This window comes from Flavobacteriales bacterium, from assembly GCA_019694795.1.
In the GTDB taxonomy this organism is placed as follows: domain Bacteria; phylum Bacteroidota; class Bacteroidia; order Flavobacteriales_D; family UBA2798; genus UBA2798.
This window is the reverse complement of the sequence record JAIBBF010000070.1, coordinates 1-9,964: the sequence shown is the minus strand read 5'-3', so window position 1 is coordinate 9,964 and position 9,964 is coordinate 1. Positions and strand designations below refer to the sequence as shown.

At 41.7% G+C, this 9,964-nt stretch carries 9 protein-coding genes; 6 read left to right on the top strand and 3 right to left on the bottom strand.

Features of this window, described 5'->3' with window-relative positions; genetic code table 11:
• The first annotated feature begins 148 nt into the window (after positions 1-148).
• The gene (gene dprA, locus K1X56_13585) at positions 149-1,258 is read left to right on the top strand and encodes a DNA-processing protein DprA (protein ID MBX7095748.1); all 1,110 of its coding nucleotides are present in this window, start codon (positions 149-151) and stop codon (positions 1,256-1,258) included.
• A gap of 5 nt (positions 1,259-1,263) precedes the next feature.
• Here the strand turns inward: dprA and K1X56_13580 are convergent, their stop codons facing one another.
• Positions 1,264-1,956 (bottom strand): response regulator transcription factor, encoded by a 693-nt coding sequence (locus K1X56_13580; protein ID MBX7095747.1) that lies wholly within the window; start codon positions 1,954-1,956, stop codon positions 1,264-1,266.
• Positions 1,953-3,569, bottom strand: coding sequence for a HAMP domain-containing histidine kinase (locus tag K1X56_13575; GenBank protein MBX7095746.1), 1,617 nt, complete (start codon positions 3,567-3,569; stop codon positions 1,953-1,955). Before K1X56_13575 ends, K1X56_13580 begins: the two co-directional genes overlap by 4 nt.
• 124 nt (positions 3,570-3,693) lie before the next feature.
• On the opposite strand from K1X56_13575, the gene K1X56_13570 reads away from it, so the two are divergent.
• From K1X56_13570 to mnmH, 4 genes are all read left to right on the top strand, one after another.
• Entirely contained in the window at positions 3,694-3,918 is a 225-nt protein-coding gene (locus K1X56_13570; GenBank protein ID MBX7095745.1) for a hypothetical protein, read from the top strand.
• Positions 3,919-4,152: 234 nt separating this feature from the next.
• A complete protein-coding gene (locus K1X56_13565) occupies positions 4,153-5,595 on the top strand; it encodes an aldehyde dehydrogenase (protein ID MBX7095744.1) in 1,443 nt (480 codons plus the stop codon).
• 8 nt (positions 5,596-5,603) lie between these two features.
• Positions 5,604-6,779 (top strand): formate-dependent phosphoribosylglycinamide formyltransferase, encoded by a 1,176-nt coding sequence (gene purT, locus K1X56_13560; GenBank protein ID MBX7095743.1) that lies wholly within the window; start codon positions 5,604-5,606, stop codon positions 6,777-6,779.
• On the top strand, positions 6,780-7,802 hold the full coding sequence (mnmH, locus tag K1X56_13555) for a tRNA 2-selenouridine(34) synthase MnmH (GenBank protein ID MBX7095742.1): 1,023 nt from the start codon (positions 6,780-6,782) through the stop codon (positions 7,800-7,802). It abuts the gene before it with no gap.
• On the opposite strand, the gene K1X56_13550 is transcribed toward mnmH, so the two are convergent.
• Positions 7,803-8,927 carry a hypothetical protein gene (locus tag K1X56_13550; GenBank protein MBX7095741.1) on the bottom strand — a complete coding sequence of 375 codons (1,125 nt, stop codon included), beginning with the start codon at positions 8,925-8,927 and terminating at the stop codon, positions 7,803-7,805. It lies immediately after the preceding gene.
• A gap of 89 nt (positions 8,928-9,016) precedes the next feature.
• Between K1X56_13550 and selD the strand changes: the two genes are divergently transcribed.
• Positions 9,017-9,964: selenide, water dikinase SelD (gene selD / locus K1X56_13545; protein MBX7095740.1), on the top strand; the 948-nt coding region annotated here is incomplete at its 3' end.

The window sequence follows — 9,964 nt, the reverse complement described above, 5'->3', positions numbered from 1 at the left end:
CCTTTAATAGTCGCTTTTTGTGCCAATGCGGAAAGGGAAAAAAGAAACAGAAAAATCCCGGTCAGAGTCGTTTTGAAACGGAAAATATTGTACGCCATGTAAAGTAGTGCTGTTCTATATTCACGAAATATAACAAAATAATAATCTCTTGATTACCGAAAACGACGAACAATTAATATACACCATTGGATTAGCCTTATTGAACGGTATAGGACCCGTAAATGCCAGGCGTTTATTGCAGCATTGCGGGGAGGCCAGGGAGGTTTTTAAAGCAAAAAAATCGACGCTCTTACAGATTCCGGGCATTGGAGAATATACGGCTTCGTGTATTGATGACAAAATAATGCTCCGGGCGGAAGAAGAGTGGAGGTTTATTGAAAAAAACAACATTAGGGCAATGAGCATTATGCATCCGGATTATCCTCAGCGTTTGTTTCAGTGCGAAGATGCTCCAACGGTTTTATATTGCAAAGGATCTCATCACCCGGAGGGTGAACGCATGGTGAGTATTGTGGGTACCCGATACCCGAGTGAACAGGGTAAAAAGTTTTGCGAAGAATTGATAGGCGGATTGGCACAAAACGGAATTCGTATTGTAAGTGGACTCGCTTACGGAATTGATATTTGTGCGCACCGTGCCTGCCTAAAAAACGAAGTGACCAATTTTGCCGTCCTTGCACATGGACTCGATCGTATTTATCCTACCCATCATTTTTCCACTGCAGAACATCTATTGGAAAATGGCGCCTGGATTAGCGAATACACCAGCAAAACAAATCCCGACCGCGAAAATTTTCCGCAACGTAATCGCATCATTGCCGGTCTCTGCGATGCCACCGTGGTGATAGAAACCGGATACAAAGGCGGATCGATCATTACAGCCATGATTGCCAATGAATACAACCGCGATGTTTTTGCCATGCCGGGCCGACCGGGCGACGATAAAACAGCGGGATGCAACCGATTGATAAAAATTAACCGTGCAGGTCTGATTGAAAACGCTGGTGATTTTTTGCGAATGATGGGTTGGGATAAAAAAACGGAAAAACGAAAAGCCATTCAAACTTCCTTTTTTCCGGAACTGGATGGCGATGAGAAAATACTTATGGAAATTCTGAAAGAAAAAGGCAATTGCTCTGCCGATTTCCTGTGCCTGGAAACCGCGTTTACTCCCGGAAAAGTTTCTACGGTTTTACTCGGACTCGAATTTAAAGGACTCGTAAAAAGTCTGGCAGGTAAACGCTACGAATTGCTGTAAATAAATTATTGCTTTACCAGCAAACGAAATCCTTTTCCGTGAATGTTCATGATCTCCACATTACTGTCCTCGGTTAAATATTTCCGCAACTTGGTAATGTAAACATCCATACTTCTGCCGTTAAAGTAACTATCATCGCCCCACACTGCGGTTAAAGCAAAATTTCGTTCTACCAGTCCGTTAATATTTCCGGCTAATAATTTCATTAACTCATTTTCTTTGGTAGTGAGTTTTTGAATTTTATCACCGAGTTTTAATTCGGAATGATTACTGTCGTAAATAAATTTACCAATGGTTACCAATTCCGGTTTTTCTTTTACATCGCCATTTATTCTCCGGAGAATGGCATTCATCCGGGCGAGTAATTCATCCATACTAAATGGCTTGGTCATGTAATCGTCGGCCCCGGCATTAAATCCTTCAAGCGTATCTTCTTTCATCGATTTTGCAGTGAGAAATAAAATGGGGACTTTCTTATCCATTTTACGAATCTCTCGTGCCAGGGTAAGACCATCTTTAACCGGCATCATTACATCAAGCACAAGAAAATCGAATTTCCCTTTGCAAAATGTTTCAAATCCATCCTGCCCATTTACACAAAGCGTTGTTTTGTGTCCTTTCGCATTTAAATATTCCGATAACAAGGTGCCGAGGTTCGGATCATCTTCTACCAGTAAAACCGTTGCTTTTGTATTCATAAATGAACAGGTATTTCAATTGTAAATATACTTCCTTTTCCAATTTCGCTTTCAACCGTCACCGTTCCGCCGTGTTTCTCTACTACGGCTTTTACATAGCTTAATCCCAATCCAAATCCTTTCACGGTGTGAATGTTTCCGGATGGAACACGGTATAAATGTTCGAAAATCCGTTTTTGATTTTCTTTACTGATTCCAATTCCTTTATCGGCTACCCGTAAAACAATTTGCGATTGCTTTTTTTCGAGACTTACCTCTATATCCACCACCTCGTGCGAATATTTATTGGCATTATCGAGTAAATTGTAAACTACGTTAGTTAAATGCACTTTATCTCCGTTTACAAGTAATTCTTCTTCGGGTACGTTCAATTGAATTTTTCCGCCACGTTTATTGATTTGTAACGTAAAATTAGAAACCAGATCGCGCAGTAAGGCGACCATTGGAACAAGTTCGGTTTTTAATCTCAATTCTCCGCGTTCAATAACTGCTGTCTGCAAAACATTTTCTACAAGAATTCCCAGTCGTTTGTTTTCATCGCTGATCATGCGGATATATTTTTTTCTCCGCTCATCCGAAACAGAAACATCCGAATCCGACAACATTTCCGTTGCCAGGGAAATGGTTGAAATCGGCGTTTTTAATTCATGCGTCATGTTGCTGATGAAATCGTTCTTTATTTCCGACAATTTTTTCTGCTTCAAAATAGTGCTAATGGTAATAAAAAAGGCGAAAATAATGGTGAGCATCAAAATGCCCGATACGGAAAGTACGGTGAGCATTCGTCCGAGTAAATACGATTTCTGAGAGGGAAAACGAACAAATAAAAACACCGGTTCATTAATAAAATCGCCGGGAAATAAATTGATGCTGTATCCTTCATCAATAATGGGGGCCGTAAATGCGGGATCGTTATTTTTTTGCGACAACAAAACATTGTGCTCTATATCCACCAACACAAATTCAAATTCTGCTGTTATTCCCTTATCATGCAAACAGGCCCGCAGTAAGGAATCGAGTTCCCATAAATTAATGCGTTTTTCTAAAGGAAGAAATCCTCTGAACTCAAACATTTCAGAAAGAATCTCTTCTACCATTTCCGCTTTGCGACCAATCTGCATCTGATCGTTCATGCTCTTGGGACGAAAAAATAATTTGATGGAATCGTCGAACACCAAATCAATCGATGCTTCTCCTGTTTCTTCATCTATACCATTGCGTACAATTGAACTAAACATCCGTTCCTGGGTGCGGATACCTAAGGTGGAATCGGAACTGACTTTTTCAAGCACCTGAAGGGTGACCGGTTTTCCGTCGCGAATTACTGTAGTATCGCGGCAGGACATCTGCTTATTGATTCCCGCTTTGTTCCGGTCCACATACAAATCGGAAAAAAACTTGGAACCGATACTGGTATTCCGGATATAACCAAGCGCTTCGTTGCGTTGCAGCGATTCCACTGTTTTTTGCAATGAAGCATTCACATCATTTTTGAATTCACCCGATTTTAACTCAATCGCATTTCTGATCCAGTATATCTGAACAAAAACTAAACCGATTACCGCCAGGCTGATCAGTATAATGATGAGTCGAATATGTTTACCGTAAAACACCAGGTCAAAATTACCAATTGATTAAATGCGCTTTAAACAAGCTTAACAGATTTTAACATCCTTTTCATACACTTTAACAATGCACTTTGCGTTTGTAGTATACGTTTGTACAAATCAAAAGGTCATGGGAAATAAATTTCGTTTAATTGTTTTCATTGTTTTTGCCGGTTTAACCATTGCAGGTGCGTTGTCGATGACCGAACATCGGGATAAACATGCCAAAGAACAAGCGGATACTAAAAAAACGAAAAGGTTTAGTTACAACACCCTAACCCATTTTGGTTATATCACCTTTCAACAAAGTGTTTTACCATCGGGCAATACATTTGGCCATTCAGGTAAATTGTAACCAATCCGTGTTTTACTCTTATACCTTTGTTTTGAGTTAATTTTTTCCATAGCAGTTCTTTTCAACAGCGTTCAACCTGGTTGAATGTTCATATCGCAACAAGAGAGAGAGGAAGGCCCCGGTAATATCGGGGTCTTTCTTTTTGGGTCAGTTTCACCCCGTTGGGGTGACATCTATCATTCCTTCCTTTTCCTCTCCTCAGATATGAGAAATCCTTCGTAATTTCGTTGTGTTATGGAAAAACTCGGCAATTACATCAATGGGGAAATTATTCCACCGGTGAGTGGAAAATACATCGATAATTACGAACCCGCCCGTGGTAAAGTGTATTCGCTTATTCCGGATTCGGATGAGCAGGATATTGAACTGGCCTTTGCAGCCGCAGCCGCAGCGCGTGAAAGCTGGGGGAACACCTCTGCAGAAGAACGCTTTCGCATTATGAACAAGATTGCCGATTTAATTGAGCGGGATTTAGATCTGCTGGCTAAAGCAGAATCGCGCGACAATGGGAAACCGGTGAAACTGGCGAAATCGGTGGACATTCCACGTGCTTCCAGTAATATGCGTTTTTTCGCAACTTCCATTCTGCATTTTGCTACCGAATCGCACAGCATGGAAAACCGTGGATTCAATTACACGCTTCGTCAACCCGTTGGTGTAGTAGGTTGCATTTCGCCATGGAATCTTCCACTCTATTTATTTACCTGGAAAATTGCTCCCGCATTGGCTACCGGAAACTGCGTGGTTGCAAAACCTTCGGAGGTAACACCCATGACAGCTTATCTTTTTTCTAAAATCTGTATAGAAGCCGGATTACCAAAGGGCGTATTGAATATTGTGCACGGACTCGGTGCTAAAGTGGGATCTGCCATCACTAAACATAAAGGCATAAAAGCAATTTCTTTTACAGGCGGAACAACAACAGGAGCAGAAATTGCCCGTGTAGCTGCTCCCATGTTTAAAAAACTTTCCCTCGAACTCGGAGGTAAAAATCCGAACATCATTTTTGCCGATTGCGATTTCGATAAAATGATGAAAACAACCATGCTTTCTTCCTTTGCCAATCAGGGACAAATCTGTCTCTGTGGCTCGCGCATTTTTATTCAGCGACCGATCTACGATAAATTCAAAGAAGAATTCGTAAAACGCACCAAAGAAATGAAAGTGGGCGACCCGAACGACGACAGTGTAAAAATGGGAGCCATCGTTTCTAAACCTCATTTAGAAAAAGTGTTGTCGTACATCGCCCTTGCCCAGGAAGAAGGCGGAACAGTTTTAGCGGGCGGAAAACAAATTCAAATGGAAGGCGAATTCAGTGAAGGTTATTTTTTACAACCCACCATCATTGAAGGATTGAATTATAACTGCAGAATCAATCAGGAAGAAATTTTTGGTCCCGTAGTAACCATTACTCCTTTCGATACGGAAGAAGAAGTGCTGATGTATGCCAACAGCACGCAATACGGATTAGCTGCAACGGTATGGACTCAGGATCTTACAAAAGCACATCGTGTAGCTGCTCATCTTGAAAGCGGAATTGTATGGATCAACTGCTGGCTGGTTCGCGATTTACGTACTCCATTTGGAGGCGTTAAAGCATCCGGTGTTGGACGTGAAGGCGGATTTGAAGCGTTGAAATTTTTTACGGAAGCAAAAAATGTTTGTGTGCATTTATAAATAAAAACATGATTAAAAAAATTCTTCTTCTTGGCTCAGGCGAACTCGGTAAAGAGTTTGTTATTGCATTAAAGCGTTATGGTCAATATGTAATTGCCGTTGACTCCTACAACGATGCACCAGCCATGCAAGTGGCCGATGAACGTGAAGTGATTAACATGCTGGATGGAGCTGCTCTCGATGCCATTGTAGCCAGGCATCAGCCGGATATTATTGTTCCGGAAATTGAAGCCATACGCACCGAACGTTTTTACGATTACGAAAAACAAGGAATACAAGTGGTTCCCTCTGCACGTGCTGCCAATTTTACCATGAACCGAAAAGCAATTCGTGATCTGGCTGCTAAAGAATTAAATGTTCGCACTGCAAAATATGCGTATGCCACCAGCGAAAGTGAATTGCGCGAAGCAATAAATAAAATCGGTTTGCCTTGCGTGATTAAACCTCTGATGTCTTCCTCCGGAAAAGGACAGTCCGTTGCAAAATCGGAAAGCGACATTGCTAATTCGTGGAAATATGCGGTGGAAGGTTCACGTGGTGATATTGTAGAAGTGATTGTGGAGGAATTTATTTCGTTCGACTACGAAATCACTCTACTTACCGTTACACAAAAAAATGGTGTAACATTATTTTGTCCGCCCATTGGTCACCGTCAGGAACGCGGCGATTACCAGGAGAGCTGGCAACCTTGCGTGATGAATCCGGAGCATCTTGCCGAAGCACAACGCATGGCTGCTTTAGTGACGCAATCCTTAAGCGGTTCCGGAATCTGGGGAGTAGAATTTTTTATCTCAGAAAAAAATGGCGTTTATTTTTCGGAATTATCGCCTCGTCCGCACGATACCGGAATGGTCACTCTTGCGGGCACGCAAAATTTCAGTGAATTTGAATTGCATGCCCGTGCTGTTTTAGGAATGAACATTCCCGAAATCACCCTCGAACGCGCGGGGGCCAGTGCGGTGATTCTCGCCAGCGAAAGCGGTGATCGTCCGCAATACATCGGCATCGAAAAAGTGTTGGATGAATTTAAAACCGATATCCGCATTTTCGGAAAACCAAGTACACGTCCCTACCGAAGAATGGCTGTGGTGCTGACCTACGATCAAAAGGACAGCGACATCAAATCCATCACCGAGCGTGCAAAAAAACTTGCAGCGCATGTTCAAGTGAAGCCGGCTTTGTAAATGCCACAACGCATCGATATCAACGATTTTTTTGAACTCCGAAAAGAGATTCCGGTCATAGATGCGCGCACTCCGAAAGAATTTGAGCAAGGACATATTCCCGGTGCTTACAATATACCGGTAATGGACAATGAAGATCGTGTTGTAATAGGAACACTCTACAAACAAAACGGAAAGCAACCGGCCATTATGAAAGGACTCGAACTTGCGGGTCCCAAACTAAAAGACTTCATTAAAGCCGCAAAAAAAATTCCGAATCACAATAATGCATTTATTGTGCATTGCTGGCGAGGAGGAATGCGCAGTGGTTTTCTTTCGTGGATTCTTGAATTTTACGGTTTTAAAATTTACACTTTAATCGGCGGCTACAAAGCGTTCCGTCGATCGATGTTACAGGAGCTGGAAAAAGATAAAAATTTCATTGTGCTCGGAGGAAAAACCGGTTCCGGAAAAACCTTGGTGCTGCATGAAATTTCACGCTTAGGGGAACAAGTGCTCGATCTTGAAAAAATTGCACACCACAAAGGATCTTCCTTCGGATCACTCGGTGAAGAGAAACAACCATCGCAGGAACAATTTGAAAACAACATTGCTTTTACACTAAAATTTTTAGAATCTGCTAAGCGCATCTGGATCGAAGACGAAAGCAGGACCATCGGAAATAAAGTAATTCCCGCTCATTTGTGGGAACAACTCAGAAGCAGCACGGTAGTTTCACTGGAAATTCCGCAGGAAGAACGTTTAAATTATCTTATCCGGGGCTACAGTAATTATCCGCTGGATCAACTGATCGACGCTACCGCCAGAATAGAAAAACGATTGGGACCCGAACAAACCAAAAACGCATTAATTGCATTACGCAATGGCGATTTTAAAGAAGGTTTTAAATACAGTTTGCAGTATTACGATAAAACCTATGCACACGGATTATCGAAACGCGAAAAAGAAAAAATAAAAACCATCCACTTCCCCACTGTTGATCCGCAACAAATGGCCGCAGAAATCATAAAGCTGAAACTTTAATTATTTCATCGGCACCAATTTCCCGTTGGTCATTTTTAATTTAAAGGTTCCGAATTTCACCGTTTTTCCTTCCGAAATTTTTGCCAACTCTTCAAGGTCCGCCTCAATGGTATGCACGCTTCCATTGGTAGCCAATGCAATATCCAGGTAATTCGGATTAAGCGTAGCAGAAACACCACAAACTATTACATGAATGGGAACACCAATTTCTTTTAATGCAGGCAATAATTTCATGTCGTAGGGGTCCTGCCAGTTATCGGCAATCATAATAATTCCTTCTTTCTTTTTTTCCTTCATGAATTTTTGTGAAGCATAAAAAGTTGCTTTGAGATTATTTTCGGTTTGACCTCCATTGTACATGGCATACAGCATTTTTTTAAGTACGGCATCATATTTTTTAGAACTCACATCCCAAATACCGGAAGTATCTAATTTCTCCTGTTTATTATGGTCCATATCGTTATCATTAAAAAACACAAAGTTTTCCGATAACTTATTGCTGTTATTGAGTTTTAACCACAATACCAAAGAAGCGAGGTAGGGCGACATACTCCCTGTTACATCGCAAACCACAATCTGATCTTTCCAGTTCGGATGGCGCTCCAGCACTTTTAAAATGGTTGAATCCGGATTTGTTTTTCCCTCGAGAACGGAACTGATTAAATTATTTTCTGCTTCAAATGAAGGCAAAGGACGATACGTTATTACAAAACCGTGAATCATGTGCGAAGCCATATCATTGTTTTTCGCTCCGGTTTGTTTTACCACTTTCCATTCAATTACCCGCTTATTAAAAACCTGTGGTAAATGAATATAAAGTTCCAAAATACGGGCTCTGTTTAGTTCACGCATGTCTGATCCTTTGGGATAGTCGGTGTAGACTAATTCCACTTTTGTAATGGTTTCTTTCTGCAATTGTTTTGCTATGCGTTCATTGATGATTTTGTAATCGCCAATCGGCATTTCAAGAAGCTGTTGACTAAGTCCCGTTGCATCATCATGATGAACCAGTTTATACTTGTCAATTTCTACCGTATCAATGCGGGCTTGCATATTAATGGAAACCTGCGCAAAAAGGGGGGCTATTCCAAGCGCCCATACCAAAGTAAATAAGATCCTCATCATAAGAAGTGATTTACTGTATAACGGGGAAAAAGAAAAAAGAAACATTCCTGCGATAAAAAATTTATTTTTAGATGAAATTGTAACAAAATATGGAGTCGATTCGTCTTACTCAGTTTAGTCACGGTTCCGGTTGCGGGTGTAAAATCGCCCCATCGGTACTGGAAGAAATCCTTGGTCAACATAAACAAGCCCCCGATAACAAGCACATCATAGTTGGCAACAACAGCGCCGATGACGCAGCTGTTTTTGATTTGCAAAACGGAAATTACCTGATCAGCACCACCGACTTTTTTACTCCTATTGTTGACGATGCTTTTCAATTCGGAAGGATTGCAGCTACCAATGCCATTTCGGATGTATATGCCATGGGCGGCAAACCTTCATTTGCATTAGCCATATTGGGATGGCCCGTTAATCAATTACCGGCTGATCTCGCATCAAACGTTTTGGAAGGCGCACGATCTGTTTGTAATGAGGCAGGGATTGTAATTGCAGGCGGACACAGCATCGATATTCCCGAACCGGTATTTGGTTTAGCCGTTAACGGATTTGTAGCCGCAAATCACCTCAAACGCAACAATACCCCGCAAGAAGGAGATGTATTGTTTTTAACCAAACCTTTGGGTGTTGGAATTATTTCTACGGCGCAAAAACGTGGACTAGCCAATGCGGAAGAAATGGATATTGCCATTAGCACCATGACCCAACTCAATACGGTGGGAATAAAATTTGGAAGCGAAGAATGTGTCCATGCCATGACGGATGTAACCGGTTTCGGATTATTGGGTCACCTTTCTGAAATGATAGCAGGAACAGATTTCTCTGCCGAGATTCATTATTCCGCTATACCATTACTGGCTCCGGCAAAAAAATATGCAGCGCAATTTGTCTATCCCGACAACACCATGCGAAACTGGAACGCTTATCAGTCGATCACCGAAGGAATTTCGGGTGAATCATTACTGCTGTTGTGTGATCCGCAAACCAGCGGCGGACTTCTGGTAGCGGTAAGCGAATCGGAAGCTGAAAAATTTTCT